The organism is Rhizobium sp. M1 (assembly GCF_002531805.1).
Taxonomy (GTDB): domain Bacteria; phylum Pseudomonadota; class Alphaproteobacteria; order Rhizobiales; family Rhizobiaceae; genus Rhizobium; species Rhizobium etli_C.
Genome location: NZ_NWSW01000003.1, coordinates 233074 through 258763, shown reverse-complemented (window position 1 = coordinate 258763; position 25690 = coordinate 233074). Strand labels below are relative to the sequence as shown.

At 61.5% G+C, this 25690-nt stretch carries 27 protein-coding genes and 1 pseudogene; 15 read left to right on the top strand and 13 right to left on the bottom strand.

Annotation, left to right across the window (positions count from 1 at the left end):
• Nucleotide 1: 1 nt before the first annotated feature.
• The 3 genes from CO655_RS05165 to CO655_RS05155 all read right to left on the bottom strand — a co-directional run bounded on the left by CO655_RS05165 (nt 2) and on the right by CO655_RS05155 (nt 3904).
• Entirely contained in the window at nt 2-1660 is a 1659-nt protein-coding gene (locus CO655_RS05165) for an iron ABC transporter permease (RefSeq protein WP_097664011.1), read from the bottom strand.
• A 55-nt stretch (nt 1661-1715) separates the two neighbouring features.
• The gene (locus tag CO655_RS05160) at nt 1716-2738 is read right to left on the bottom strand and encodes a Fe(3+) ABC transporter substrate-binding protein (RefSeq protein WP_170964985.1); all 1023 of its coding nucleotides are present in this window, start codon (nt 2736-2738) and stop codon (nt 1716-1718) included.
• A gap of 134 nt (nt 2739-2872) precedes the next feature.
• On the bottom strand, nt 2873-3904 hold the full coding sequence (locus CO655_RS05155; protein WP_097606549.1) for an ABC transporter ATP-binding protein: 1032 nt from the start codon (nt 3902-3904) through the stop codon (nt 2873-2875).
• A 252-nt stretch (nt 3905-4156) separates the two neighbouring features.
• Between CO655_RS05155 and CO655_RS05145 the strand changes: the two genes are divergently transcribed.
• The 8 genes from CO655_RS05145 (at nt 4157) to CO655_RS05110 (ending at nt 9783) form a co-directional block, all read left to right on the top strand.
• Nucleotides 4157-4732, top strand: a complete 576-nt coding sequence (locus CO655_RS05145; protein ID WP_097606550.1) for a hypothetical protein — start codon at nt 4157-4159, stop codon at nt 4730-4732.
• A 167-nt stretch (nt 4733-4899) separates the two neighbouring features.
• On the top strand, nt 4900-5301 hold the full coding sequence (locus CO655_RS05140) for a hypothetical protein (RefSeq protein WP_010030666.1): 402 nt from the start codon (nt 4900-4902) through the stop codon (nt 5299-5301).
• A gap of 93 nt (nt 5302-5394) precedes the next feature.
• Nucleotides 5395-5622, top strand: coding sequence for a hypothetical protein (locus tag CO655_RS05135; RefSeq protein ID WP_097664009.1), 228 nt, complete (start codon nt 5395-5397; stop codon nt 5620-5622).
• Nucleotides 5619-7085: a TolC family protein gene (locus CO655_RS05130; protein WP_097664008.1), complete on the top strand. Its 1467-nt coding sequence runs from the start codon at nt 5619-5621 to the stop codon at nt 7083-7085. The genes CO655_RS05135 and CO655_RS05130 overlap by 4 nt, the downstream gene beginning before the upstream one ends.
• 14 nt (nt 7086-7099) lie before the next feature.
• Nucleotides 7100-8446 (top strand): copper oxidase, encoded by a 1347-nt coding sequence (locus tag CO655_RS05125; protein WP_097664007.1) that lies wholly within the window; start codon nt 7100-7102, stop codon nt 8444-8446.
• A 33-nt stretch (nt 8447-8479) separates the two neighbouring features.
• Complete coding sequence (locus CO655_RS05120; protein WP_010027055.1) at nt 8480-8959, top strand: plastocyanin/azurin family copper-binding protein; 480 nt, start codon at nt 8480-8482, stop codon at nt 8957-8959.
• Between the two features lie 22 nt (nt 8960-8981).
• The gene (locus tag CO655_RS05115) at nt 8982-9269 is read left to right on the top strand and encodes a copper-binding protein (RefSeq protein ID WP_097664006.1); all 288 of its coding nucleotides are present in this window, start codon (nt 8982-8984) and stop codon (nt 9267-9269) included.
• A 55-nt stretch (nt 9270-9324) separates the two neighbouring features.
• Nucleotides 9325-9783, top strand: a complete 459-nt coding sequence (locus tag CO655_RS05110) for a DUF411 domain-containing protein (protein ID WP_097606555.1) — start codon at nt 9325-9327, stop codon at nt 9781-9783.
• A gap of 13 nt (nt 9784-9796) precedes the next feature.
• On the opposite strand, the pseudogene CO655_RS34245 reads toward CO655_RS05110, so the two are convergent.
• The 5 genes and pseudogenes from CO655_RS34245 to CO655_RS05080 all read right to left on the bottom strand — a co-directional run.
• Nucleotides 9797-9984 (bottom strand): annotated as a pseudogene (locus CO655_RS34245) (hypothetical protein); the annotation flags it as partial.
• A gap of 47 nt (nt 9985-10031) precedes the next feature.
• Complete coding sequence (locus CO655_RS05100) at nt 10032-10457, bottom strand: EF-hand domain-containing protein (RefSeq protein ID WP_097664005.1); 426 nt, start codon at nt 10455-10457, stop codon at nt 10032-10034.
• A 147-nt stretch (nt 10458-10604) separates the two neighbouring features.
• Entirely contained in the window at nt 10605-10910 is a 306-nt protein-coding gene (locus CO655_RS05095; protein ID WP_097664004.1) for a hypothetical protein, read from the bottom strand.
• Nucleotides 10911-11142: 232 nt separating this feature from the next.
• Nucleotides 11143-11958, bottom strand: a complete 816-nt coding sequence (locus tag CO655_RS05085) for an endonuclease/exonuclease/phosphatase family protein (protein WP_097606558.1) — start codon at nt 11956-11958, stop codon at nt 11143-11145.
• Nucleotides 11959-12051: 93 nt separating this feature from the next.
• Entirely contained in the window at nt 12052-13515 is a 1464-nt protein-coding gene (locus CO655_RS05080; RefSeq protein WP_097606738.1) for a phosphatidylserine/phosphatidylglycerophosphate/cardiolipin synthase family protein, read from the bottom strand.
• 164 nt (nt 13516-13679) lie between these two features.
• On the opposite strand from CO655_RS05080, the gene CO655_RS05075 reads away from it, so the two are divergent.
• From CO655_RS05075 to CO655_RS05055, 4 genes are all read left to right on the top strand, one after another.
• Complete coding sequence (locus CO655_RS05075; RefSeq protein ID WP_097606559.1) at nt 13680-14321, top strand: UdgX family uracil-DNA binding protein; 642 nt, start codon at nt 13680-13682, stop codon at nt 14319-14321.
• Between the two features lie 142 nt (nt 14322-14463).
• On the top strand, nt 14464-14739 hold the full coding sequence (locus tag CO655_RS05070; RefSeq protein ID WP_010030922.1) for a DUF2934 domain-containing protein: 276 nt from the start codon (nt 14464-14466) through the stop codon (nt 14737-14739).
• Nucleotides 14740-15060: 321 nt separating this feature from the next.
• Complete coding sequence (locus CO655_RS05060; RefSeq protein ID WP_097606561.1) at nt 15061-15240, top strand: hypothetical protein; 180 nt, start codon at nt 15061-15063, stop codon at nt 15238-15240.
• Nucleotides 15241-15461: 221 nt separating this feature from the next.
• The gene (locus CO655_RS05055) at nt 15462-18185 is read left to right on the top strand and encodes a response regulator (RefSeq protein ID WP_097664001.1); all 2724 of its coding nucleotides are present in this window, start codon (nt 15462-15464) and stop codon (nt 18183-18185) included.
• A 335-nt stretch (nt 18186-18520) separates the two neighbouring features.
• On the opposite strand, the gene CO655_RS05040 is transcribed toward CO655_RS05055, so the two are convergent.
• Complete coding sequence (locus CO655_RS05040; RefSeq protein WP_097664000.1) at nt 18521-18940, bottom strand: hypothetical protein; 420 nt, start codon at nt 18938-18940, stop codon at nt 18521-18523.
• 173 nt (nt 18941-19113) lie between these two features.
• On the opposite strand from CO655_RS05040, the gene CO655_RS05035 reads away from it, so the two are divergent.
• The 3 genes from CO655_RS05035 to CO655_RS05025 are packed head-to-tail and all read left to right on the top strand — an operon-like array spanning nt 19114 to nt 20507.
• On the top strand, nt 19114-19428 hold the full coding sequence (locus CO655_RS05035) for a hypothetical protein (RefSeq protein ID WP_040111419.1): 315 nt from the start codon (nt 19114-19116) through the stop codon (nt 19426-19428).
• A gap of 56 nt (nt 19429-19484) precedes the next feature.
• Nucleotides 19485-19775 (top strand): DUF3175 domain-containing protein, encoded by a 291-nt coding sequence (locus CO655_RS05030; protein ID WP_064685727.1) that lies wholly within the window; start codon nt 19485-19487, stop codon nt 19773-19775.
• Nucleotides 19776-19781: 6 nt separating this feature from the next.
• Entirely contained in the window at nt 19782-20507 is a 726-nt protein-coding gene (locus CO655_RS05025) for a glutathione S-transferase (protein ID WP_097663999.1), read from the top strand.
• Between the two features lie 9 nt (nt 20508-20516).
• On the opposite strand, the gene ligD is transcribed toward CO655_RS05025, so the two are convergent.
• The 4 genes from ligD to CO655_RS05005 form a co-directional block, all read right to left on the bottom strand.
• The gene (gene ligD / locus CO655_RS05020) at nt 20517-21395 is read right to left on the bottom strand and encodes a non-homologous end-joining DNA ligase (RefSeq protein WP_097663998.1); all 879 of its coding nucleotides are present in this window, start codon (nt 21393-21395) and stop codon (nt 20517-20519) included.
• Nucleotides 21392-22399, bottom strand: a complete 1008-nt coding sequence (locus CO655_RS05015) for a DNA topoisomerase IB (protein ID WP_097663997.1) — start codon at nt 22397-22399, stop codon at nt 21392-21394. The genes ligD and CO655_RS05015 overlap by 4 nt, the downstream gene beginning before the upstream one ends.
• A 15-nt stretch (nt 22400-22414) precedes the next feature.
• A complete protein-coding gene (gene glgX, locus CO655_RS05010) occupies nt 22415-24571 on the bottom strand; it encodes a glycogen debranching protein GlgX (protein WP_097663996.1) in 2157 nt (718 codons plus the stop codon).
• A gap of 99 nt (nt 24572-24670) precedes the next feature.
• Nucleotides 24671-25465, bottom strand: a complete 795-nt coding sequence (locus tag CO655_RS05005) for an SDR family NAD(P)-dependent oxidoreductase (RefSeq protein WP_097663995.1) — start codon at nt 25463-25465, stop codon at nt 24671-24673.
• Nucleotides 25466-25690: the final 225 nt, after the last annotated feature.

The following is a 25690-nucleotide window of genomic DNA, read 5'->3' as shown; positions in this document are numbered from 1 at the left end:
TCTAGCGGATACGTCCGATCCGCGACAGCAGAATGGCCGGCAGAATGCCGATCAGCACGATGGCGAGCGCGGCAATCGAGGCTTCCTCGTAAGTGCCTCTCGCAGCCTCTCCATAAAGATGCGTTGCGAAAGTCTCGACATTGAGTGGCCGCAGGAGGAGCGTCGCCGGCAGCTCCTTCACGCAATCGACGAAGACCAGCAGGGCGGCAGCCGAGATTGCCGCCTTCGAGAGCGGCAAATGCACGTATCGCAGCGTGCCTGCGGTCGATTGCCCCAGCGAACGCGAAGCATGATCAAGCGACAGGGAAATGCGCGAGAGACCGGCTTCTATGCCGCCGGCGGAGATGGCCAGAAACCGCACGATGAGAGCATATAAGACAGCGGCACCCGATCCCATGAGGAGCAAGCCGGTCGACACACCAAACAGGGAAAGCGCGGCGCGATCGATAAACTGATCGAGCCCGGCAAGGACGACTAGCACGCCGATGGCGACCACGGTCCCGGGAGCAGCATAGCCCATTGTCGAACAGCGCAGGAGCCAGGAGGACGGCTGGCCCGGGCGCAGGCGGGTCGCGTAGGCAGCGAGAAGCCCAAGAATGACGGTCGCGGTTGTCGCCAGGGTGGCGATAACAAGCGTATTCACGGCCTCATCGAGGATGCGAGGGGATATGCCGGCGAACCGATAGCGTTTTGCCGCTTCGATCAAGAGATAGAGCGCGGGCGCGGCGAAGCCGAGGATGACCGGCAGAAGACCGCCGAGAAACAGCAGCGTGCCCTTTCCCAAGGATACCCGCCGCGGTTGGAAACGGCGCATCCGGCGTACATCGATCGAGTAGCGCTGCTTGCGTCGCGCCCATCGCTCGACCGCAACAAGCGCGACGACGATGAGAAGAAGGGCAAGGGCGATCTGCGACGCTCCCGATAAATCCGAGCGGGTGATCCAGGTCGTGTAGATGGAAACGGTGATCGTGCGGACACCGAGGAATTCGGCGGCGCCGATATCGTTCAACGTTTCCATCAGAGCAAGGCTGATGCCCACGGCGACAGCCGGGCGCGCGAGCGGCAGGGCGACCCGCCAGAAGACTGCGCGGCGAGATGTGCCGAGCGTGCGTGCCGCGTCGACGAGATTACCGGATTGGGTCAGGAACATCGCGCGGGTCGGAATGTAGACATAGGGGTAGAGCACGATTCCGAGAAGCAGGATGCAGCCGACCATGGAACGGACGTCCGGAAGGCGAAACTGGCGCGGGCTCTCGTAGCCGAGCAGCCAGCGCACGGCATCCTGCACCGGACCGATCGGATGGAGTATATCCAGATAGGCATAGGCGACGATGTAGGTCGGAACGGCAAGCGGCAGAAGCAGCATCCATTCCAGAGCACGCCTGCCGGGAAAATCATAGGCCGTCACCAGCCATGCCGTCGTCGTGCCGACCACAGCCGTGATGACCCCGACCCCCGCAAGGAGGATGACGGTGTCGAGAAGCGCGACCGGAAGGATGGTGGAGAAAAGATGTCCCCAAAGACCGGCCGAGCCCTTCGAGGCTTCGAGAAGCAGTCCCCCGATCGGCAGAATGGCGATGAGGGCGATGGTAGCGGCAATTGCCAGCCATGCGCTGCCAGGGCGCTTTGCAGAGCGGGCGGGCGCCTGGCTGGGAAACATCACTCGATCCATTCTCGGGAAGGAAGGCGCCTCTGAGCGGCGCCTTCCTTGTTCTTTAGTTGTCGAAGCCGACCTTGTCCACGAGTTCGCTCGCCTGCTTGCGATGGCTGACGATCTCGGACAAGGGCTTGCTGTCGATCTTCAGTTCGCCAAAGGATGCGATGATCGGATCGGCCGCGACGCCCGCCTTCACAGGATATTCGTAGTTGGCCTCGGCATAGATCTTCTGCGCTTCGTCAGAGACGAGATATTCGAGAAGCTTGACGGCTTCAGCCTTGTTCGGTGAATGCTTGGCGATTGCCGCGCCGCTGATATTCACTTGCGTCCCGCCGTTCTTGAAGGTCGGCAGGACGACCTTGATGGCATCGCCCCATTTGACCTGCTCTTCGCCACCCTTGCCGGATCGCATCAGGCCAACATAATAGGAATTGGCGATACCGATATCGCAAATGCCGCCGAGGATATCCTTGGCCGCATCGCGATCGCCGCCGGCTGCCTTGCGGCCGAGGTTGTCCTTGACACCCGTCAGCCATTTCTCGGCGTCTGCAGCGCCGTAATGGGCGATGTAGTCAGCAAACAGCGCCGTATTATAGGGGTGTTGACCCGAGCGAATGCAGATCTTGCCCTTCCACTTGGGATCGGCGAGCTCCTCGTAGTTGAATGTGCTGATATCAAGGTCCTTGGCGGCGTAAAGCACGCGGGCGCGCATCGATAGCGCAAACCAGTTGCCCTTGGCATCACGCAGCTGTTCCGGGATAGCCGAGTTCAGAACCGATGATTCCACCGGTTGCGTTACGCCTTTATCGACCAGATCGACAAGGTTGCCGGCATCGACGGCCATCAGGATGTCAGCCGGCGAGCTGGCACCTTCGGAGGCGACACGCTCTGCGAGGCCGTCCTTCAGGAAAATGGTATTGACCTTCGTACCGGTCGATTTGGTGAATGCCTCCAGAAGAGGTGCAATCAGAGCCGGTTCTCTCGTCGTGTAAAGGTTGATTTCTGCGGCGGCGGCGATGCCGGGTGACATCAGCGCCGAAGCAGCAAGCAGCATGGATGTGAGGATAGAGCGTGAATTCATTATGTCCCTCCGCGAATGAATGCGCATTGCTTGCAGCAGTTCATGACACTGAAAGTCAAGTTTCCCCCGGAACTTGAACCCAACTATCACGGAAACTTGATGAGGAGGTCAGCAGAATGCGCTCACCGTGAGCTTCAAAAAGCCAGCAGCCGCTCGGGGAGGATTGAGATCTCAATATCCTCCGCATCAACGGGCAACCGCTCCAGGGCTCTCGCCTTAAGCGGCACCTCGAGGCGATCGACCTTCAACGTGATCTGCTCGAATTCACCATGCAGAACGCGGTTTTCGATACGAGCGCGGATTCCCGAGCCGGGGGACAGCGCGACAGCATGCGGCCGGATATAAACGGTCACGGAGCTTGCCGGCGGACGATCGAGCGTATAGGCGAAGTTACCGATCGCGGTCTCGATCCATCCGCCACGGTAAACGCCGGGAACTTTGCTGGACGCGCAAAAAAACTCTGCCGCATAGGCATTCGTCGGACGGTCGTGAAGATCATAGGCGGAGCCGGACTGGACGATTTCACCTGCCCGCATCAGGACTACCTGGTCACCGACGGAAAGTGCCTCCTGGGGATCATGCGTCACGATGATCACAGTCGTGCCAAGTGCCCTCAACAGGCTCAAGGTGTCGCTGCGTACCTTCCCGCGCAGACCCTGATCCAGATTGGAAAAGGGCTCGTCCATCAGGACGATGCTCGGCCGGGGCGCCAGGGCGCGGGCGAGCGCGACACGCTGCTGTTCACCGCCGGAGAGGGTGTGCGGATAGCGATGCGTCAGATGTTCGATTCCGACCTTGCTGATCATCTCCTCTGCCCGCGCGGCTGCCTCGCCCTTCGGAAGTCGCTTGAGACCGAAGAGGACATTGTCCCGTACGGTCAGATGCGGAAAGAGAGCATAGTCCTGGAAGACGAAGCCGACGCCACGCGCCTCCGGCTCGACGAAAGTGGCCGAACTTGCGACCTCGCGACCTTCGAGGAAGATGCGCCCGGATTCCGGTATCTCGACACCGGCAATCATGCGCAGGAGCGTAGACTTGCCGCAACCGGAATGGCCCACGAGCGAAACCGCGTCGCCGCGCCGAATATGAAGAGAAAGATCGCGCACGGCTGGAGTGATGCCGAAGCGGCGGGTAACATTGTCCAGTCGTACTGCGATTTCGCTCATTTCAGCTTTCATGCTCGCCGGCGGGTTCCAGTGCAAGTCCTGCCCCGTAGAACACACCGAGGCGAATGGGGACAAGCGCAATCTGTCGCTCCATGAGGCAATCTGCAGTCACTGTCACCCCTGGGGGCGTGAACGCGATCAACTGTACCGATTTCGATACCGCACCGGGCATTTGCACAAGGCCAGCCATTGTCCCCTCGACCAGGTCATGACATCCTCCGGAGGTTGCAGCCAAAACATGGGCTCAGAAGCATGCGCGACTATGTGAAAAGCAAGGACTTTCACCGCCATATGCGGTCGCTGCTGGCCTCGCGATTTCAGGAACTCGGCTGGGAATCGCAAGCAACCGGCAAATGCAGCTTTGTCCGTGGCGGACGGGTTTTCTGGTTACAGATATCCCAATATTCGAACAGCGTGACCGGCGCCAAATTTACCATCAACATGACCGAGGGCTCCGGCGGCGCCAGCGACACACGCATATTGCGTCAGCTGGACGACGGGGATCGAGCCGCTGGCAAAGCTTTGGAAGAGCGCATCATCGCGCGTCTTCCCCGGCCGGATCCCGATCCAGACGTTGAAGTCGTCGGCGACCACGGTGAAACCGTAATGGTAAAACTCGGTGATCTGGCGAAGGCAAATCCGAGACAATGGGATGGCCCCTCCGACGTCTGGCTGCCTTACTTCGGCAGATCCGACCTCGACGATTGGGCTGCCTTTCTCCTGCCGCGCCTCGACCGGCTGGTTGCGTCCTCCTCGCCTGAAATGACCGATCCGTTTCTATGGACTCAGCGGTTTCGCCACCTCATCGGATTTCTTCGTCCGAAATAGGCGATGCTGTAGATTTGATTGACTTGGCAGTAAGCCCACCGGATGGCGACCTCCGCAGCGCCCCGGCTCCTGGCACATGATGCGTCGCAGCCACAGAAATGGCGCGAATCTCCAATAGTCACTTGTCGCGATTGATAATGAACCACGTTCGATGTAATCGACGGAAGATGGGCAATATGTACCGTACCATGTTGAGCAGACTGCTCTTCTTCGTACGGCTGGCGATCGTCGTATCGCTGGCTGGGTACAGCAGTTCCAACGTCGATGCCGCCATGCACGGCCCTGGCCTGCAAGTGGAAAAGACGGTATCGAGCGCCACGGCGCACGGCAACCACGACGACATGGCCGGCGTTTCAAACCACACGCACTCACATGGCGATGCGGCCGACGACGATGGTTCCTCCAAGGTCGTCAAACAGGAATGCTGCAAAGATTTCTGCGGCGGCTTCGTGCTTCTGTGCACGGGCCAGATCATAGGCGGGCCTGTTGTCTCCTCGATCCGGCAGTTTATCGACGACCGGCACATCCTTGGGGAATTGCCGCCTCTGCATCGTCCTCCGAATATCTGATGAGGGATACACCCGCTTGACCGGGTCAAGTCGGCCGCCTGCCTGCTTTTGGGCAAGGCTACCGTAGGCTATCTCTTTTTCGGAAGATTCATAATGAAACCCTCGCTTTTCGTGGTGGGGCTGCCGCTTGTTATCGGCGGCTGCACATCCACGCTTCCTCCCGACGTGATGGCGTCTTCCGCCGCGGTCGAAGAGCCACCCGCGCGCCCGGTCGCTTACCGGTCGCCAATTTCGGGCTATGTCACCAGGCAGCCGGTCGATCCCAAGCCGTGGCGAAGACAGAACGATTTGCAGTCTCCCGCCAAGGGAGACGCCTCATGATCGGACTCAGAAAATTAGTCACGGCGCTCGCGTTCCCCCTGATATTGAGCGGCTGTGTCACGGGTACCGAATATGCAGGCAGACAAGCAGGCTTCGCTTCTGTTGCCGAAAAAACGGCGATCGTGACGGCGAAGCAGACGGTCTGGATACAGAACCAGAACCAAGCCCGCGCGACCGCTGCGCAGGTCAGAAGCCTGCTCGCGGGAAAGAAGATCCTCGATGTCGAGACAGCCGTCCAGATCGCCCTGCTCAACAATAAAGGCCTGCAGGCCGCCTACGCCGATCTCGGCGACAGCGCTGCCGATGCCTGGCAGTCGACAATGTTCATTAACCCGACCGTCTCCGTCGGCACGACGGGAATAGGGACACCAGAACTTAAGGCGTTCAAGACCATCGAGGGGATGATCACGACGAACATCCTGGCGCTCGCAACCAGGAATAGCGACATTGCAATTGCCGACGCCCGCTTCCGGCAGGCGCAATTGACGGCAGCCGTGAGGACGCTTCAGGTCGCCGCCGAGACGAGACGTGCCTGGATCGGAGCAGTGGCGGCCTGGGAGTCCGTCGGGCAGTTCCAGCGCGCCCAGACAGCGGCGGACGCCGCATCCGAACTGGCGGAGAAGCTCGGCGAGACAGGCGCGATGACCAAAGGCGCCCAGGCCCGCGAGCACGTGTTCGTCGCCGAACTTGCCGGAGAGGCGGCAAAAGCCCGTCTGGCGGCACGTCTCGCCAAGGAGGAGTTGACCCGGCTTATGGGTCTTTGGGGCACCGACTTGGACTATAGGGTTCCAAATAGCCTGCCGCCCTTGCCCAGGGCCGTCGTCAGACGCGACGCCATCGAGGCCGAAGCACTCCGAAACCGCATCGACCTCCAGGTGGCAAGGCTCGAGCTGGAAGCCACCGCCAAGTCCTACGGCCTAACCCAGGCGACACGCTACGTCACCGATCTCGAAATCCTGACCGGTTTCGAAACGGAACGGGAAATCGAGGACGACGAAAAGAAAACCAGAACGACCGGCCAGGTCGAGCTGGAATTCGCCATCCCGATCTTCGATACCGGCAAGGCCCGGATGCGCAAGGCCGAGGTTGCATACATGAGGGCGGCGAATCAACTGGCGGAAAAGGCCGTCAACGTTCGCTCGGAAGCCCGCGCCGCCTACGAAGCATATCGCTCGAACTATGATATCGCGCGGCACTACCGCAACAATGTCGTGCCGCTGCGTACGAAGGTCGAGGAGGAATCGCTGTTGTCCTACAACGGCATGATCACCAACACCTTCGAGCTGCTGGCCGACACGCGCGACAAGATCAATGCCATCCTGCTCTCCGTCAATGCGAAACGCGACTTCTGGCTGGCCGAAGCCAATCTCGCGCCCGCGATCTATGGCGGCGGCGAGGGGACCCTGTCGGCCGGGACCGAGGTTGCCGCTGCTTCCGAAAGCAACGGCGACACCGGCCATTGAGAAAGGAGCCCACCATGTTCAAAAGAAGACAATTGTTCGGAGCAAGCGCGGCCCTGCTGGCCGCTGGCGCCTGGACGAAGACCTCGGCGATGGGCCTCCCCGACGCCCCGACAATGGAATCGGCGGACATGCAGCCGCCGCTCCACCCGACCTCAGGGCCGGACTACCAGCCGGTCGTCACCCTCAACGGCTGGACCCTGCCTCACCGGATGAACAATGGCGTCAAGGAGTTCCACCTCGTCGCCGAACCGGTGGAACGTGAGATGGCCGACGGCATGACCGCGTACCTGTGGGGTTACAACGGCCAGTCGCCAGGACCGACGATCGAGGCTGTCGAAGGCGACCGGGTTCGCATCTTCGTTACCAACAAGCTGCCGGAACACACGACGATCCATTGGCATGGAATGATCCTGCCATCGGGAATGGACGGCGTTGGCGGCCTGACGCAGCCGCACATCCCCGTCGGCAAGACCTACGTCTACGAGTTCGACCTGGTGAAATCAGGCACCTTCATGTACCACCCGCATTCCGACGAGATGGTGCAGATGGCGATGGGCATGATGGGCTTCTTCGTCGTCCATCCGAAGGATCCGACGTTCATGCGCGTCGACCGCGACTTCGTCTTCCTGCTCAACGCCTACGACATTGATCCCGGCTCCTATGTGCCGCGCGTCATGGAGATGACCGACTTCAACATGTGGTGCTGGAACAGCCGCGTGTTTCCGGGCATCAGCCCGCTGATCGTCTCGAAGAACGACAGGGTGCGCGTGCGCGTCGGCAACCTGACGATGACCAACCACCCCGTTCACATGCACGGCTACGACTTCCAGGTGACATGCACGGATGGCGGATGGGTGCGGCCGGAAGCACGCTGGCCCGAGGTCAGCATCGACATCCCGGTCGGTGCAATGCGGGCCTACGAGTTCGACGCCAAATATCTCGGCGATTGGGCGATCCACTGCCACAAATCGCATCATACGATGAACGCGATGGGGCACGACATCCCGACCTTCATTGGAGCTGACAAATCGAAGGTCGCCGAGAAGATCAGGAAGCTGCAGCCTGAATACATGCCCATGGGCACCAAAGGCATGGCCGACATGGGCGAGATGGAAATGCCCATCCCCGAAAACACAATCCCCATGATGACAGGCTGGGGGCCGCACGGTCCTATCGAGATGGGCGGCATGTTCTCGGTCGTGAAAGTCCGCGAAGGTATCTCCGCGGACGATTACTCCGATCCGGGCTGGTATGAAAACCCTCCCGGAACACAGGCCTGGGAGTGGACCGGCGAACTGCCGGACGCGACCAAGGCGAAAGACGCAAAGACGCAAATCACCCCGAAGCCGACAAGGGGCTAAGGCTCAATTCCCACGTCCAGAAAGGATATATGCATGAAGAACCATCTACTCGCATTGGCGTTCGTCGCCTTCGCAAGCCCGGCTTTCGCATCCGGCAATCACGCCGGCGGCCACGGTGAGAAAATGGCGGTTGGCGAGCCTGGTGACAAGGCAAAGGCAACGCAGACGATCCGCGTCACGATGACGGAAACCGACGATGGCAAGATGCTGTTCACGCCGGCCGTCTTCTCCGTCCGCAAGGGGCAGACGGTCAAGATCGCGATCAGGAACGCAGGCACGGTCGACCACGAATTCGTACTCGATCAGCAAGACAAGATCCTGGAGCACAAGAAGGTCATGGAGAAGTTCCCGGAAATGGAACATGCCGATGCCAACTCCATCCGCCTCCCGGCCGGTCAATCCGGCGAGATCGTCTGGAAGTTCACGAGCGACGGCGCCTTCAAGTTCGCCTGCCTGATCCCCGGTCATTACGAAGCCGGCATGCATGGCGATGTCACCGTCTCCAGGAAGTGAACCTCAATAAAGGAGCATGAAAATGAAATCGGCAATGATCAAATTCGGGCTGGCCGCTTTGCTCTCAACCTCGGCAGCGGTGGATGCGTTCGCCCAGGAATTCACCAAGGGCTTCGTCAATAAGGTCGACGCCAAGGCGAAGAAGGTCACCATCAAGCATGAAGACCTGAAGAATCTCGACATGCCCGCGATGACCATGGTCTTCCGGGTAGAAGATCCCGCTCTGCTCGAAAAGCTAAAGGAAGGTTCGAACATAGAGTTCGTCGCCGAACGCCTGAATGGCAAGCTGACCGTCACTGAGGTAAAATAGCGAACGGCTGCCGCCCGGGGACTAGCTGGGCGGCAGCACATCGAGGAGTGTATATATGCGCAGGAGAAGCTTCATCGCAATTGCGGCGTCCGCACTGGCGTTTCCTGGCCGAGGGGCCCTTGCCGCCATGGTGAAGATGACGGTCTACAAGGATCCCGCTTGCGGCTGCTGTCATGAATGGTCGAAGGCGATGGCCGCGGCAGGATTCTCCGTCGAAGCCCGCGACACCGACGACCTCGCCGCGGTCAAGGCGCGGCTGGGCGTTCCTGCCGACCTTGAGGGCTGCCACACCGCCGTCGTCGGGGATTACTATCTTGAGGGACACGTGCCGCTCACGGCCGTCCAGCGACTGCTGCTGGAGCGGCCGGCGCTCCGCGGGTTGGCCGTGCCGGGCATGCCGCCTGGTTCATTGGGAATGGGCGACGACCTGCAGGCGTCCTATGACGTTTACGCGATCCCCTCCGGGACCGGGGCACCATACGTGTTCACGGAGGTCAGGCCCAGAAAGGGTTGATGACCAAGGTTCATCAGCCATGTCGGACTGCCGCCCCAGAAACCGGAGCGTCGTAGAGCGCCGCCCAAAGATCGTGCTTCAGCCGACACCCGGCTGCGCCGACACGTCGACCGCGTAGTCTACTGAATTGATCCGCACCATGACAGCCGAAACGCAGCGCACGCCTGCCTGGTGTTTTCCCGTGTCCCGATAGAGCACTGTCCGCCACCGCCGAGTTCCGGAGAGCCCCGGCCGGATGGCGAGTTCCGTTAGGGCCGCATAAATGTCTGAATCTCCTCAGGTGCCACCTTCCCGTCCTTGTTGGCATCCACACTATCGAAAATACGCCTGTGAACCGCTGTCACCTCGTCGAAGGACAATGCGCCGTCCCCGCTGGTATCCGCGACGGCGAACATGATCTTCATCATCGATCCACGCATGCCCATCATCGGCATGCCGCCCATCATGCCGGACTGCATCATATTCCGGCCCATCATCCCGCCGGGCATCATGTCAGAGCTCGGCATTGCTCCCTGGCTTCCGGCCATTCCCTCCATCTCCGAAGGCGAAGTGACCTGCGGCGAGCCTTCCGGATGATGTGGATCCGGTCCATTAGCCTGGGCAAAGGTCAGACCTGCCGGGCCGACGGTGCTAACCCCGGCCAGCAGGACAGCGTTGATAATCGTCATTCTCATATGCCTTCTCCTTTGGTTGTTTGAAGTTCATCCCGCCAGCTGCTGCAGGAGCACGACGAATTCGGATCCATAAGCTGCGGTTACGCCGGGCCGCCCGGATCGACACAGGCACCGCGCCAGCGACAGCAGCCGAAGCGGCATAGCCATTCAGCCAAAGCGGCGGCTGATGACGTTGAAGACGGTTCCGAGCAGTGCACCCGCATAGCCCCCGAAGATGACGCTTTGAACCGTACCCAGCACCACGCTCCAAAAGTCGAAGCCAGTGAGCCCGAGGTAGACCTGCAGCCACGGCCTATGGAGGCCCCATTCGGGAGCGACGAAGCCGAAAAGTATGCAAAGCAGGAGCGATATGGCGGCAAAAACGGCTACCGTTGCGCCGAGAATCGAATCGGAGACTTGCACGGGCGTCGCCGTCGACACATCGGAACGGGTCTGGAAGATTGCGTTCGCCATTGTGGTTCTCCTTCGGAGTCGTTGATACCGCAAGACCACAAGTCGACCTTAAGCTTGTCCTTTGCGATGTCCTTGATCCAAGTCAAGAAGGGCAGCGCAGCATGGCAAGTTTGCCGAAATCGGCACGAAATTGCTTGCCGTCGGCTCGACAGGGCGTTCTTCGCGCTGGACCTCTGCGCTTCGTTCGCCCAATTCAGGCCAGCGAACTTTGCGCAATTTTATTGGAGCTGATTTATCGGCCTGCCTGTTGCAAGTTCACCAGCGCCTTGATCGGCAGATGATCCGAGGCGATACGCGCGAGCGGCGTGTCATGCGCTTCCACTTCGGTGATGATCCCCTTGCGGTTGGCGATGATGCGGTCGAGCGCCAGAAGCGGCAGGCCGGCGGGGAAGCTGGGGACTGCGGGCGGCAGCTCTCCGAAAGCGGATTGGAAGGTGTTGAGCGAGGAGCGGTCGCCGAGGCGCCACTCGTTGAGGTCGCCGAGCAGGATGGTCGGCATCTCGTGCCGGTCCTTTATCAGTTCCACCAAAGTGCGGGCCTGCTGGGCTCTGTTGTGGCGCAGCAGGCCGAAATGCGCGGCGATGATGCGCAGCACGCCGCCCTCTTCGAGCTCGATCTCGGCGACCAGGGCGCCGCGCGGCTCCAGCCCCGGCAGCTTGATCTGATGCACGTCATGCACCAGCCCCCTCTTGAACAGCACGACATTGCCGTGCCAGCCATGCGCCTTGGCCATGCCGGCGACCGGCACCGGGATCAGTCCCGTCTCCCGTTCCAGCCGGCCGAGGTCGAGAATGCCGGTGCGCTCGCCAAAGCGCGTATCGGCCTCCTGCAGCGCGATCACGTCGGCGCCGATTTCATGAATCACCCGGCTGGTGCGCTCCGGGTCGAAGCGGCGGTCGGTGCCGACGCATTTGTGCACGTTGTAGGACGCGATCAGCGTTCCGGCGCTGCGCGGCCTTGCCTCCATATGGGCCGCGTCGAGCCGCTTCTTCCGACTCCTGATCGAGGCGAGAATGCTGGCGGGAAGGCTGTCTTTTCTGGCGTGCATCGCAAGAGCGCACTTGTTCGGTTAATCAAAAAGGCTTCACCCGGCAGTATAGGCGGGCAAGCGGAACTTGCCATGTCCGACGATAAAATTCGTTCAAAGATAGGGCGATCCCAACCATAGCACCTTCTCGAGCAGCCGCACCGGAAAGGGCCGCGCGCGCAAGCCCTCCAGCGTCACCAGCGTCGCCGATTTCAGGGTTTCGTCGATATGCTCGTCGATCTCGGCGGCAAAGCCCTCGTTCAGCACCTCGAGATCAACCTCGAAATTCAGCCTGAGCGAGCGCGGATCGAGATTGGAAGAGCCGACATAGGCCCAGGTACCGTCGACCGTCAGCAACTTCGAGTGGCTGAAGCTGCCGGTCGAGCGCCAGATGCGGCAATAGTTCTTGAGAATCTGATCGAATTGCGCCGTCATCGCCCGGTCGACCAGCATCAGGTTGTTGACGTCAGGCACGATGATATCGACTTCGACGCCCCGGCGCGCCGCCGTCACCAGGGCGCTGATCAGTTCCCGATCCGGCAGAAAATAGGGCGACATGATGCGGATCGATTGCCGCGCCACGGAAAAAGCGCCCATCAGCATCTTGTGGTTGGTTTCGACGCTGCGATCCGGCCCGGACGCGACGACGCGCATCAGGATGGGATCGCCGGGGTTGCGCTGCGGCGGTTCGATGCGCCAGGCTTCGCCGTTCAACAGCTCCTCGGTGGTGAAGCGCCAGTCTTCGGCGGCAAGGTCGAAGAGGTCGGCGACGACAGGGCCGGTGACGCTGAAATGCGTATCATGGGCGAAGCTTTCGCCCGTCTCCTGCTCGCTGAAGCCCGCCCTGATATTCATCCCGCCGGTCAGCGCAATACGGCCGTCGGCGATCAGGATCTTGCGGTGGGTGCGCAGATTGGCATAGGGCAGCCGCAAGCCCATGATGACGTTGCCGTTGAAGACGGCGACGGTGACGCCACCCTCCTTGAGATAGCCGAGAATGCTTGGCACCGAATAACGCGCGCCGACCGCATCGATCAGCACCCGCACCGCAACGCCGCGCTTGACCGCCGCAATCAGCGCGTCGGCGATGCGCAATCCGATCGCGTCGCGGTCGAAAATATAGGTTTCCAGCAGGATGCTGCGGCTCGCCTCGTCGATGGCTGATTTCATCGCCGCATAGGCCTCGTCGCCGGTCTCCAGCATGTCGATCGCATTGCCCGAGGTCAGCGGGTTGCGGGTCACCCGGTCGCCCAGCGTCTGCAGCGCCGCAAAGCGGCGGCCGAACTGGCTGATGACCGTCTCGGCCTCGGCGTCGAACGTCTCCAGCTCGTTCATCCCGGGCGCAAGCAGCAGGGCGTCGCGGCGAATGCTCAGCGATTTGCGGCGGATGCGGTTGATGCCGGCAATCGCATAAAGCAGCGCGCCGACGATCGGAGACAGGATGATGACGCCGACCCAGCCGATCGCGGCGCGCACTTCCTCCTTGGTCATGGCAGCATGGATCGCCGCCGCGGCCCCCATGGCGACCGAAACGACAAAGAGGATATGCGGCCAATAGGTCGACAGAAGATAGAACATCGCTGGCCAATATAGCCGCGAAACGGCGGCGTTCAATTGCGCCAGCTCTCTCCCATGGCGCGAAATTTCTCGCGCGTTGCCATTCTTCGCCGGCGGCGCCGGCTCGGCAGCCGGAACAATCCCCGCTGCGAGCGATTGATCCCGAGGAAACGAGGATCGCGACCATGAATATCGCCGCAAACCTCGGCCCGGCCTTGACGCTCGAAGTCGCGGATGCGGACAGCATTGCCAAACTGCGCCATCAGGCCGAAGGCTGCACCCGCTGTGACCTCTACAGGAACGCCACGCAGATCGTCTTCGGCGAAGGCTCGGACAAGGCCGAGATCGTACTTGTCGGGGAGCAACCGGGCGACCGGGAAGATATCGCCGGCAGGCCTTTTGTCGGCCCCGCCGGCCGTCTGCTCGATCACTGTCTCGAAGAAGCCGGTCTCGATCGCGGGCGCTGCTACGTCACCAATGCGGTCAAGCACTTCAAGTTCACACCGCGCGGCAAACGGCGCCTGCATGCCAAACCCAATGCCGGCGAGATCCGCCGTTGCGCCTGGTGGCTCGGCGCCGAACTCAACATCCTGCAGCCGAAGCTCGTCGTGGCGCTGGGCGCCAGCGCGCTCTACGCACTGCTTGGACCGAAGGCGAAACTGACGCCGGAGCGCGGCCATATCCTGCAGCCGAGGAACCATCCGCCCGTTCTCGTCACCATCCATCCTTCCTTTCTCCTGCGCATCCGTGACGAGAAGGAGAACCACCAACAGCGCCAGGCGTTCGTGTCAGATCTGCACAAGGCGGCGGAATTTCAGTCTCGGTGAATGCCGATTCTCAACCCTGATATGCTGCGACGCGAAATATTTAGGGTTGTAGGCCGATTTCGCTTGAAACAGCGGCCCTCCTCTGGAACCATCCGGGCAGTATCGCGTTCGAACGACGGCATTATGTGACTGGAGATCAGCGATGGCAGAAACTCGGGAAGAGTGGATCAAGAAACGTGCATACGCCCTCTGGGAAGAAGAGGGCTATCCGACAGGGCGAGATTCCATTCATTGGGAACAGGCACGCCACGAGCGCGAAGCGCTCGAAGGCTCTGCTGCCTCGTCCAACGGCAAGGAAGCCAAGCCCAAGGCCAAGCGCGCCGTAACGGCCCCGAAGAGTACTGCAACCGGCGCCAAGACGAACGGCGTCGTCACGCCGGCGCCCAAGCGGACTGCGAGCCGCAAGACGGCGTCCTGAAACACGGCATACCGAACACTTCAATCAAAGGGCGTCGTCGCGACGCCCTTCGGCCTTTCTTTGTCATATGCCTGAATTAGTTGTGTTTTATGAAGGTTCGGAGGTGGGCTATTCCATGCGGGGGTGAACAGAGGCCGGATGACGCTGCAAGCTTTGAGGCTTCCAGAAGCTGACCTCTCGCCCGATCGTCGGGAACACGCCCCTACCAGGGCTGTTTGCGGCGAAACGGGGGAAATTATCATGGCCGACGGCCCTGCCGTGATCCTTGCCTTGCCCGTTTCCGCAGCCTGCGGCCGCGCCTTCACCGTGGTCGCATGAGATATGGAGATCTCGCTCCTGCTCGTCGCCGCGCTGCTCTATCTCGGTCTCGCCCTCGGATTGATCCTTGTCGTCGACAAGCTCGTCGGACTGGTTTTCCGCGATCCCCGCAGGCCGCTGCAACTGCCCTCCTTCGACATTGGCCGCGCCCTCGCAGCGTCGCAAAAATTCTACCGAAAATAACCGCTCGAAGATGGCCCGCGTCACCGCTGCAAAAGGTTGAACTGCCAGCGGTTAATGATATTTCGACACGACCCTTTCCCTGCCCTTTCAAGCCGCTATCTTGACGGTTGGACGAGCTGAACCCCTGCAGCCGCGCCTCTTTCAGACGTGCGAAGGGGGCTGCAGGACTTTCAATTGCTGGCGCCTACACCGGCGCGGCGGGCGACAAGAAAGCGTTTTGGATGCGAAGCTTCGGCAACGGCTGGCCGAGAGGCGGCGGTGAAATCGGCGAATTGCTGCGGCATCCGGCCTTTGACGCCGTCGGTCTCGGACCGGTTGAAAGCTGGCCTGCTTCTCTCAAGCATATCGCCGAAATGGTTTTGAATTCGCGCCAGCCGAAATTCGTCGCCTGGGGTCCCGATCTCGCCTTTCTCTACAATGACGCCTATGTTCCCGTTTTCCCCGAGCGGCATCCCGCCGCACTCGGAAGACCTTTCCGTGAAGTCTGGGCGGATATCTGGGAGCAATTCTCGCCGATCGTGGCGAGCACGCTCAGCGGCAGCCCGCAGCTCTTCGAAGAGCTGCTCATTCCGATGCGCCGCGACGGCCGCACCGAGGACACCTGGTTCACCTTTTCCTATACGCCGTTGCGCGACGATGACGGCACCATCGCCGGCATCCTCTGCGCGACCCTCGACGTCACCGACCAGGTGGCGGCCAAACGCGGCGAGAAGCTGGCGCTGGAAGAGCTGCGCACCAAGTCGGAGGCGCTTGCCGTCGTCAATCGGGCGGGTGCGGCGATCACCGTCGAGCCGGACGTCGAACGCCTGACACAGATTGTCGTCGATGCCGGCGTGACGCTCACCGGCGCCGAATTCGGCGCCTTCTTCTACAATGTCGACGATGGCGAGGGTGGCAGCTATATGCTTTACGCGCTCTCGGGCGTCGACCGGAAGAACTTCGAAAAGTTCCCGATGCCGCGCAATACCAAGGTCTTCGCGCCGACCTTCGGCGGCGAAGGCATCGTACGCTCCGACAACATCCTGCTCGACCCGCGCTACGGGCAGAACGCGCCGCATTCCGGCATGCCGAAGGGGCATCTGCCGGTCAGGAGCTATCTTGCCGTGCCGGTGAAATCGCGCGACGGCAGCGTCATCGGCGGCCTGTTCTTCGGCCACGGCGAACCCGGCCGTTTTTCCCAGGCGGCAGAGGCAAGCCTCGTCAGCCTCGCCAGCCAGTCGGCCGTGGCGATCGACAATATTCGGCTCTTCCGGGCCGCCACGGTCGAAATCGACCATCGCCGCGACATGGAAGATCAGCTGCGCAAACTCAACGAAATGCTCGAAGTCCGCGTCGCAGCCGAGATCGCCGATCGCCAGCAGGCCGAAGCGGCGCTCCAGCAGGCGCAGAAGATGGAATCGATCGGCAAGCTCACCGGCGGCGTCGCCCATGACTTCAACAATCTGCTGCAGGTCATCTCGGGCAATCTGCAGCTTCTCGGCAAGGACGTGGCGGAAAGCGGCCGGGCCAAGGAGCGCATTGCCAATGCGCTCGTCGCCGTCGAACGTGGTTCGCGGCTGGCTAGCCAGCTGCTCGCCTTCGGCCGCCGCCAGCCGCTGGAACCGAAGGTCATCAATATCGGCCGTCTCGTCACCGGTATGGACGATATGCTGCGCCGCGCGCTCGGGGAGGAGATCGAAGTCGAGACCGTCGTCGCCGGCGGCCTCTGGAACACCTTCGCCGATCCACTCCAGATCGAGAACGCCCTGCTCAACCTTGCGATCAATTCGCGCGACGCGATGAATGGCGCCGGTAGGTTGACGATCGAGGTCGGCAACGCCTTCCTCGACGATTCCTACAGCCGCACCCATCCTGAAGTGAAGGCCGGCCAATATGTCGTGCTCGCGGTCACCGATACCGGCTCCGGCATGACCGAGGAGGTGAAGGAGCAGGCCTTCGAGCCCTTTTTCTCGACGAAACCGGAAGGCAAGGGCACCGGTCTCGGCCTGTCGATGGTCTACGGCTTCGTCAAGCAGTCCGGCGGCCACGTAAAGATCTACAGCCAGGCCGGCGAAGGCACGACCATCAAGCTCTATCTCGCCCGTTCGTTCCGCAGCGAGGATCACGTCAGCGCCGCCGACACCGTGCCGGCAACCGGCGGGACCGAAACCATCCTTGTCGCCGAGGATGACGAGGGTGTTCGCAGCACTGTTATCGAGATGCTGTCGGATCTCGGCTATTACGTCTTGAAGGCCAAGGATGCGCAAAGCGCGCTGACGGTGATCGAGAGCGGCGCCCATATCGACCTGCTCTTTACCGATGTCGTCATGCCCGGCCCGTTGAAGAGCCCGGAACTTGTGCGCATGGCGCGCGCGCGTCTTCCCGACATCGCCGTGCTCTACACCTCCGGCTATACGGAAGACTCGATCGTCCATGGCGGCAGGCTCGATCCCGGGCTGGAGCTGCTCTCCAAGCCCTATACGCGCGAGGAGCTGGCCCGCAAGATCCGCCACGTGCTCACCAACCGGCCGCAGGGCGGCCGAGCGGCAGCCGATGCCGCCGCGCCCCATTCAACACCTCCCGATCCAAGACATGCCGAGACTGCCGGAAAGCTGAAGCTGCTGCTCGTCGAAGACGACGCCTTCATCCGCATGGATACTGCAGAGATCCTGCAGGATCTCGGCTATGACGTCATCGAGGCCGAGAGCGGCGAACAGGGCGCGGATATTCTTGGCCATACCATCGTCGACATCGTCGTCGTCGATGTCGGCCTGCCCGGCATGTCGGGTTCGGCCTTTGCCGCCAGAGCGCGGGAAGTGCTTCCCTCGGTCGGTCTGGTCTTTGCCACGGGCGACAGCGATCTGCCCGACGCCAATCATTTCTCCGGCTCGGTGCTACTGACGAAACCTTTCGACAGCGCCGCGCTCGACCGGGCCGTCAAGACCGCCCTGCAGCAGCGGCTTTAGAGCCTTTCCTGGTTAGATTGAAGCATTCTGTTGGCTCAAACGGAGGCGGATGGTCGACCGGCCGGCGCGCGTCGTAGCCCGGCTCTACGGCCAAGCCGGCCGGTCGATCAGGCGGCCCGTTTCCGCCAACCCTCCCGCAGAGTTGCCTGGCAAATCTGCAAGACTTGGGAAGCGCCGGACGCACTGATCGCTTCGCCATAGCGAAGCGGTGCGGCCGAAGGGCCGGGCATGTTTCCGCCAGGATCAGAGGCGATCGGCTCGGACGTACCAACGGGTATGCCCATCGCCAATCGCCTCTGCCCTGACGAAAACCTGCTCCGGCAGAATGCTTCAATCTAACCAGGAAAGGCTCTAAAACTGTCGAACTCCGGATATTTGCCCATCAGATCAGCCTCGTTGGTGCAGCTGTCGTCGCGCGCCGTCAGTTCGATCGAAATCGCTTCGGCAGGATCCAGGCGGCCACCGCCGTGATGACCGTCATCGTGATGGTTGGCACCATCGTGGCGGTTTGCGCCGACGTGATGGTTGGCACCATCGTGATAAATGGGAATACGCGCGCCGCTCTGGCTGACCAGCACGGCATCACGGTTGAAACCCCTCTGCAGCAGCCAGTCGCGCGGCGCCATCAGGCGGATATCGACCTCATAGGAATGGCCCATTCCCTCCTTGAAGCTGACGGTATAGGTGACCGGCGAGACCTGGCCGTTCACGTCGATCATGCCGGTTCCATCGGCTTTGACGAGGTGTTTTTCCATGTTCTCGGCTCCTTGCTCTATCAGGCTCAGGCAGGCTTTCTCTTCGAAAACCTGACAAAACCGGCTTTTGTTCCGAAATCCGGGGCCATGAATCCGAGGGAACTTTTGCGCTCCGCGCCGGTTGGATTGGCTTCAAAACGCATTGCATCGCGTTGCAAACACAGGAGGCGAAGATGCCGCGAGGAGACAAATCCGACTATACCGACAAGCAGAAGCGCAAGGCCGAGCATATCGAGGAAAGCTACGAGGATCGCGGCGTTTCCGAGAAGGAAGCTGAACGGCGTGCCTGGGCGACGGTCAACAAGGAAAGCGGCGGCGGCAACAAATCCGGATCCGGCCGCGGCAAGAAGGATACCCATGAATCCTCAGAAAAGGGCGGACGCGCCGGCGGCGCTGCATCGGCGGCGCGCTCGAAAGAGGAGCGGTCCGCCTCGGCCAAGAAGGCGGCAGCGACGCGCAAACGCAACGAGCACCACAGCCACCACTAAGGATGGCGGAAACGGCGGCGGCCTGCGCCGCCCGTATCCGGCAAAAGGATTTCGCCATGGCCAAATCGAAGAAGAAATGGTCGCAGGATGTCACCGAACACAGCGACGCAATGGATCTGAAGGAAGGTGTGTTCAAATCGGACGATCCGAAGAAGATTGCCCGCTCGGTCAAGCATTCGGCCGAGGAGAGCCATCGCCGCAAGTCGAGTCCGTTTCGCGCGGCCATGTCGATGCTGACCTTCTACATCAACCGCGCCGGCGACCAATTGACGAAAAAACGGCGGGCCACCCTTGAAGAAGCCAAGGACGAACTGCGAAAAGACTTCGGTCGTAAACCGAAGGATTAAGCTGAGATGACCTATGAGCTTTATTACTGGGACGGCATCCAGGGTCGCGGCGAATTCGTCCGGCTTGCACTGGAAGAGGCCGGCGCCGATTACGTCGACATTACCCGTGACCCCGGCCGAGGCACCGGCGCCATGTTCGACATTATCAAAAGCGAAAGCGAACCGTACATCCCCTTCGCGCCGCCCTTCCTGAAGGATGGCGATCTGATTGTCCCGCATGTCGCCAACATCCTGTTTTATCTCGGCCCGCGGCTGGGGCTCGCGCCCAGGGATGAGGGCCTTCGACATGTCGCCAACGGCCTGCAGCTCACCATCACCGATTTCGTCGCCGAGGTGCACGACACGCATCACCCGATCGACATGGGGCGATATTACGAGGAGCAGAAGCAGGAGGCGAAGGCCCGCTCGGCCGCCTTTATCAGCCAGCGCATTCCGAAGTACCTCGGCTATTTCGAGCGTGTGCTGCGGCAGAACCCTGCTGGTTCCGGCCATATCGTCGGCGACGCGCTGACCTATGTCGACCTTTCGCTCTTCCAGGTGATCGAAGGCCTGACCTATGCCTTTCCGAAGGCCATGGCCAAACGCAAGGCCGATTATCCTGCTCTGCTGACCCTGCATGCTGCGGTGGCAGAGCGGCCGAACATCACTCGCTATCTGGCCTCCCCTCGCCGCCTCGCCTTCAACGAGGAAGGGATTTTCAGACATTATCCCGAGCTCGACAGCACGGAATGAGCGGGCCATTCACGGCAGCGGCACGGCCGCCTCGAAGAAATCACCCCAGGGATCGCGCGGCCTGGTCTCCAGCCGCTGCGGCACATTGGCGAGAGCGAAGGCGGCCGGACCGCTGAGTTCCTTCAGCTCGGACCAATCGAGCGGCATCGACACCGGCGCACCGGGCCGCGCCCGCGTCGAATAGGGCGCGACCGCCGTGCTGCCGCGGCCGTTGCGGAGATAATCGATATAGATATGCCCACCGCGTTTTGCCTTCGTCGCCGTTGCCAGATATTTCTCCGGCGCGTCGGCCGACATGCTTTCGGCAAGCGTATGGGCGAAATCCTTCACCTCGGCCCAGCCGGCCTTCGGCGCAAGCGGCGCCACCACATGCAGCCCCTTGCCACCGGAGGTCTTGACGAAGGCGGCAAGCCCGCGGGCTTCCAGCCGCGCCTTTACGTCAAGCGCTGCCGATGTCACCGCGCTCCAGGCCACGTCCTCGCCGGGATCGAGATCCATGATGATCATATCGGGTGTTTCCCAATGATCGGTCGTCGTGCCCCAGGGGTGAATTTCAAGTGCGGCCGATTGCACCAGCGCGACAAGCCCGTCGAAATCGGAAATGCGCAGCAGTTTCCCGCCGTCCGCGTCCTCAGGGTCGGCGATCTCCTCGATATGGGAATTCATACCTTTCCAGCCGTGTTTCTGGAAAAACCGCTGGTGGCTTTTAATGCCGTCCGGCAGGCGCAACAGCGCCAACGGCCGGTTGACGAGATAAGGGGCCATGAAACGCCAGACAGCGGCGTAATAATCCGCCAGCTTCTGCTTGGTCACACCCTCGTCCGGCCAGTAAAGCCGGTCGGGATGGGTCAGGGATACGTCCGACGTCGGCGGGTTTGCAGCGCTCATTCCTCGATCTCGCGTGTCAGGAAATCAAGTAGCCTGTTTTCTTCCGCCCGCAAGCCCCGCAGCGGCTCGTTGCGACCCTCGATCACAGGATGGTCATTGCCGGCGAGCGCGATGATCGCCGGATGGATGTAGCTCGAGCGTGAAATTGCCGGCGTATTGTGCAGCGCCTCGGCCGCCGCCTCCGACATTTCCTTGACCGTCGGCCGGCCGCCGCCGACAATTCTTTCGCGCGCCATGCCGAAGGCCGCCAGCGATCCGGCCCAGGTACGAAACGTCTTGGCGGAGATCGGAATGCCCGATATCTCGGCCAGATAGGCATTCAGCCGGCCGGAATCGACCGGTTTCAGCGCCCCGCCTTCATCCTTCCAGACGAAGAGCTGGCGGCCGGGCAGATCGGCAATCTCTTCCAGGATCTTCTGCAGCCTGGGATGCTTGAGGCTGCGCTGGACGCGCTTGCCGCCCTTGGCGCGGAACTTCAGCTCGATCCGTCCGTCGACGATCTTCAGGTGCCGCTTCAACAGCGTCGTTGCGCCATAGGTGCCGTTCTCCCTGACATAGGCCTGATTGCCGACCCGCAGATGCGCCTCGTCGAGCAGCGTCGTCAAAGCCGCCAGCACGCCCTTGACATCCTCCGCACCGGTATCGAGATGGCGCAGCACGGTGCGGCGGATCTTCGGCAATGCCCGGCCGAATTCGATCAGCTGGTGGAATTTTCCGGCGCTGCGGAAGGATTGCCACTCCTTGTGATAACGGTATTGCTTGCGCCCGCGCGCATCGATGCCGGTCGCCTGGAGATGACCGTTCTCGTAGAGACAGATCCAGACATTCTCATAGGCCGGCGGCAGGCCGAGCGCGCCGATGCGCGCCCGCTGCAACTCATCGGCAAGCGTCGTGCCATCAGGCATCACATAGCTGAAGCCCTTGCCTTTCCTTCGTCTGCGGATGCCCGGTTCGGTATCGCTGACATAGATGAGGCCAAGATCGGTGATGGCTTCGGCATTCATGCTGTTGACGACCTGCTATTTGCCGCGGCGACCAAACTGGAACCACCGGCGGCGCTGGGCCTTCGTCGCCCCCTCCGGCGGCTGGGTCTGTCCTTTCGGCGCAAACACGGCCAGGCTCTGGGTGTAGACCATGAAGGGATTGTCCTGATCGTGCACATCGAAGGCGCCGGTCTCCGCCCCGGTGTCGAGAACCCGGGACCACTTTTTCAGGCCGTTCACGACAGGCAGATGAACTTCGCAGTCACCGCCGGCGTTGAAGACCAGGAAGAGGTCGTCCATCGCCTCGGTATCCGGCGCATGCGCGCTTTTCGAGAGGTAGACGCCGAGCACTTGCAGCCCGTCGTCGTTCCAGGCCCCGTCGTCCATAAAACTGCCGTCCGGCTTGTACCAGGCGATCTCGATGCGCCCGTCCTCGCTCACCTCGCCGGTCAGGAACCGCTCCTGCCTGAGGACCGGATGGGCCTTGCGGAAGGCGACGGCCTGCCGGCAGAAATCGAGGAAGGGATCATCGAGGCCGTCCCAACCGGTCCAGCCGATCTCGTTGTCCTGGCAATAGGCGTTGTTGTTGCCGCCCTGGCTGTTGCCGAGCTCGTCGCCGGCCAGGATCATCGGCACGCCCTGGGAAAGCATCAGCGTCGCCATCATATTGCGCCGCCGCCGTGCCCGCGCCGCGTTGATATCGGCGTTATCGGTGGCGCCCTCGGTGCCCATATTGTCGGAATGATTGTCCGAATGGCCGTCCCGGTTGTCCTCGCCGTTCGCCTCGTTGTGCTTGCCGTCGAAGGAGACGGTGTCCATCAGGGTGAAGCCGTCATGGGCCGACAGGAGATTGATCGAGGAGGTCGCCCCCCGGTCCGAATGGTTGAACTGCAGCGCCGAGCCGGTGATCCGCGCCGCCAGTTCCGACACCATGCCGCCGTCGCCCTTCCAGAAACGGCGCACGTCGTCGCGGAACTTGTCGTTCCACTCGCGGAAAGGATGCGGGAAACCGCCGACCTGATATCCGCCTTCGCCGATATCCCAGGGTTCGGCGATCAGCTTCACCCCGGCCAGGATCGGATCCTGTCTTATGGCGCCGAAGAACAGACCCTGACGGTCGAATTCCAGATCCTGCCGGCCGAGCGTACTGGCGAGATCGAAGCGGAACCCGTCGATATGCATGACCCCGACCCAATAGCGCAGGCTGTCGAGCACCATGCGCATCACCATCGGATGGGCGACGTTCAACGTATTGCCGGTGCCTGTGGTGTCGAAGGTGTGGCGGGGATCATCGGGGGAAAGGATATAATAGCTCGCATTGTCGAGGCCGCGGAAGGACAAGGTCGGCCCCTTCTCGCTGCCTTCGGCGGTGTGGTTGTAGACCACGTCCATGATCACCTCGATGCCGGCGGCATGGAACTTCTTCACCATGGTCTTGATTTCGGTGATCTTGTCGCCGGACATGTAGCGCGATTGCGGCGCGAAGAAGCCGAGCGTCTGGTAGCCCCAGTAGTTGCGAAGGTTCTTCTCAAGGAGATAACGATCGTCGAGGAAATACTGGATCGGCAGGAGCTCGATCGCCGAGATGCCGAGCTTGACGAGATGGTCGATGATCGGATCGCTGCACATGCCGAGAAAAGTGCCGCGCAGCCGCTCCGGCACCTTCGGATGCGTCATCGTCAGGCCACGCACATGCGCCTCGTAGATGATAGTGTCGGGCCAGGGGCGGCGGATCGCCTCTTCACCGGCCCAGTCGAAATCCGGATCCTGCACCACGCTCTTGACCGTGAAGGGCGCACTGTCGCGGTCATCGAAGGAAAGATCGTCCTCGCCGATCCGGTAGCCGAACAGCGCGTCGTCCCATTTGAGGTCGCCCGTTACCTGCTTGGCATAGGGATCGAGCAAGAGCTTGTTCGGATTGAAGCGATGACCGGCCTGCGGGTCATAGGGCCCATGGGCGCGATAACCGTAGACCGTGCCAGGGCCGACGCCGGCGATATAGCCCGACCAGATGTCGCCCTCGCGTTTCGGCAACGGCAGCCGCGCGATCTCTTCCTTTCCGTCGGGAGAGAAGAGACAAAGTTCGATCTGTTCCGCATGGGCCGAGAAGACGGCGAAGTGGGTGCCTGAACCAATATATTCCGCCCCGAGCTCCGGTTTGAGGAAGTCGAGTTCCGAAAATGAAAAGCTCATGGTGCCCCGCTTGAAAATATGGCCAAGCGGGAAACGTGACGGCGGTTCGAAAGTTCCCTTGCGAGGGAAAAGGAAGAGAGAACCTCCGGCGAGAATGACTTATGGCATCAGCTGACCGCCATTGACCTCGATGATCTGCCCGGTGATGTAGCCTGAAAGTGTCGGCGAGGCGAGAAACAGATAGGCGCCGACGCAATCCTCCGAGGTGCCGACGAAACCCATCGGGATCGACTTGCGCTGCAGCTCCATCTGCTCGTCATCGGTATAACGCTCGTGGAAAGGAGTGGCGATGACGCCCGGCGCTACGGCATTGACGCGGATCCTGTCGGCGACGAATTCCTTGGCATGACCGCGGGTGATCGTCGAGACGAAGCCCTTGGACGCCGCATAGAGGATCGCGCCATTGCCGCCGCCGTTGCGGGCGGCGATCGAGGTGGTGTTGATGATGAAGCCGCCCTGCTTTTTCAGCCAGGGATGGGCCGCACGCGTCGCCGCCAGCACCGAGCGGGCATTGAGATCCATCACCGCGGCATAATGCGCGTCGGTATATTCCGAAGTCGGCTTGCGCCCCAGCATGCCGCCGGCATTGTTGATGAGGCCGTCGAGATGACCGAAGGTCTTCGCCGTCTCTTCGACGACCCGCTCCGTCTCGCCTTCCCGCGACACGTCGCCCTGGATCAGATGCACGGTGCCGCCGGCAGCCCGGATCGCCTCGCCAAGCTTCTCCGCCGGCTCGCGGCTGGCATTATAATGCACGCCGACCTTGGCGCCCTGTGCCGCAAAGGCGCGGGCGAGCGCCGCCCCGATGCCGGTCGAGGCGCCGGTGATCAAAACCGCCTTGCCGGCAAGATCCGGCAGTCTGATGGATGCGAGCAATTGAGCAAGTTCTGCCATGGCTAGGACAGCCTCCCGAAAACAAAGGACATAGGTGATGAAACAGACAGGGGAAGTCTACCAGCCGAAATCGGCGAAGGGCAATGCACGAAAGCCGGAGATTTGTATGGAGGGGGATGTCGTGGCTGGCCGGTGCGGGCCGACCAAGACCCCTCCCCAACCCCTCCCCACAAGGGGGAGGGGCTAGCGTGCCGCACCACTTCAGGTAACCCTCCATCGTACCAA

What these genes read in the sequence shown, in the direction of transcription:
- CO655_RS05155 (WP_097606549.1), bottom strand. Translation starts at nt 3,904, where the DNA reads ATGAGCGAAATCGCAGTACGACTGGACAATGTTACCCGCCGCTTCGGC.
- CO655_RS05120 (WP_010027055.1), top strand. Translation starts at nt 8,480, where the DNA reads ATGAAGAACCATCTACTCGCATTGGCGTTCGTCGCCTTCGCAAGCCCG.
- CO655_RS05095 (WP_097664004.1), bottom strand. Translation starts at nt 10,910, where the DNA reads ATGGCGAACGCAATCTTCCAGACCCGTTCCGATGTGTCGACGGCGACG.
- CO655_RS05030 (WP_064685727.1), top strand. Translation starts at nt 19,485, where the DNA reads ATGGCCAAATCGAAGAAGAAATGGTCGCAGGATGTCACCGAACACAGC.
- CO655_RS05080 (WP_097606738.1), bottom strand. Translation starts at nt 13,515, where the DNA reads ATGTTCTATCTTCTGTCGACCTATTGGCCGCATATCCTCTTTGTCGTT.
- CO655_RS05160 (WP_170964985.1), bottom strand. Translation starts at nt 2,738, where the DNA reads ATGAATTCACGCTCTATCCTCACATCCATGCTGCTTGCTGCTTCGGCG.
- CO655_RS05130 (WP_097664008.1), top strand. Translation starts at nt 5,619, where the DNA reads ATGATCGGACTCAGAAAATTAGTCACGGCGCTCGCGTTCCCCCTGATA.
- CO655_RS05005 (WP_097663995.1), bottom strand. Translation starts at nt 25,465, where the DNA reads ATGGCAGAACTTGCTCAATTGCTCGCATCCATCAGACTGCCGGATCTT.
- ligD (WP_097663998.1), bottom strand. Translation starts at nt 21,395, where the DNA reads ATGAGCGCTGCAAACCCGCCGACGTCGGACGTATCCCTGACCCATCCC.
- CO655_RS05115 (WP_097664006.1), top strand. Translation starts at nt 8,982, where the DNA reads ATGAAATCGGCAATGATCAAATTCGGGCTGGCCGCTTTGCTCTCAACC.
- CO655_RS05125 (WP_097664007.1), top strand. Translation starts at nt 7,100, where the DNA reads ATGTTCAAAAGAAGACAATTGTTCGGAGCAAGCGCGGCCCTGCTGGCC.
- CO655_RS05040 (WP_097664000.1), bottom strand. Translation starts at nt 18,940, where the DNA reads ATGGAAAAACACCTCGTCAAAGCCGATGGAACCGGCATGATCGACGTG.
- CO655_RS05070 (WP_010030922.1), top strand. Translation starts at nt 14,464, where the DNA reads ATGGCAGAAACTCGGGAAGAGTGGATCAAGAAACGTGCATACGCCCTC.
- CO655_RS05135 (WP_097664009.1), top strand. Translation starts at nt 5,395, where the DNA reads ATGAAACCCTCGCTTTTCGTGGTGGGGCTGCCGCTTGTTATCGGCGGC.
- CO655_RS05165 (WP_097664011.1), bottom strand. Translation starts at nt 1,660, where the DNA reads ATGTTTCCCAGCCAGGCGCCCGCCCGCTCTGCAAAGCGCCCTGGCAGC.
- CO655_RS05060 (WP_097606561.1), top strand. Translation starts at nt 15,061, where the DNA reads ATGGAGATCTCGCTCCTGCTCGTCGCCGCGCTGCTCTATCTCGGTCTC.
- CO655_RS05075 (WP_097606559.1), top strand. Translation starts at nt 13,680, where the DNA reads ATGAATATCGCCGCAAACCTCGGCCCGGCCTTGACGCTCGAAGTCGCG.
- CO655_RS05055 (WP_097664001.1), top strand. Translation starts at nt 15,462, where the DNA reads ATGCGAAGCTTCGGCAACGGCTGGCCGAGAGGCGGCGGTGAAATCGGC.
- glgX (WP_097663996.1), bottom strand. Translation starts at nt 24,571, where the DNA reads ATGAGCTTTTCATTTTCGGAACTCGACTTCCTCAAACCGGAGCTCGGG.
- CO655_RS05110 (WP_097606555.1), top strand. Translation starts at nt 9,325, where the DNA reads ATGCGCAGGAGAAGCTTCATCGCAATTGCGGCGTCCGCACTGGCGTTT.
- CO655_RS05015 (WP_097663997.1), bottom strand. Translation starts at nt 22,399, where the DNA reads ATGAATGCCGAAGCCATCACCGATCTTGGCCTCATCTATGTCAGCGAT.
- CO655_RS05145 (WP_097606550.1), top strand. Translation starts at nt 4,157, where the DNA reads ATGCGCGACTATGTGAAAAGCAAGGACTTTCACCGCCATATGCGGTCG.
- CO655_RS05140 (WP_010030666.1), top strand. Translation starts at nt 4,900, where the DNA reads ATGGGCAATATGTACCGTACCATGTTGAGCAGACTGCTCTTCTTCGTA.
- CO655_RS05085 (WP_097606558.1), bottom strand. Translation starts at nt 11,958, where the DNA reads ATGCACGCCAGAAAAGACAGCCTTCCCGCCAGCATTCTCGCCTCGATC.
- CO655_RS05100 (WP_097664005.1), bottom strand. Translation starts at nt 10,457, where the DNA reads ATGAGAATGACGATTATCAACGCTGTCCTGCTGGCCGGGGTTAGCACC.
- CO655_RS05035 (WP_040111419.1), top strand. Translation starts at nt 19,114, where the DNA reads ATGCCGCGAGGAGACAAATCCGACTATACCGACAAGCAGAAGCGCAAG.
- CO655_RS05025 (WP_097663999.1), top strand. Translation starts at nt 19,782, where the DNA reads ATGACCTATGAGCTTTATTACTGGGACGGCATCCAGGGTCGCGGCGAA.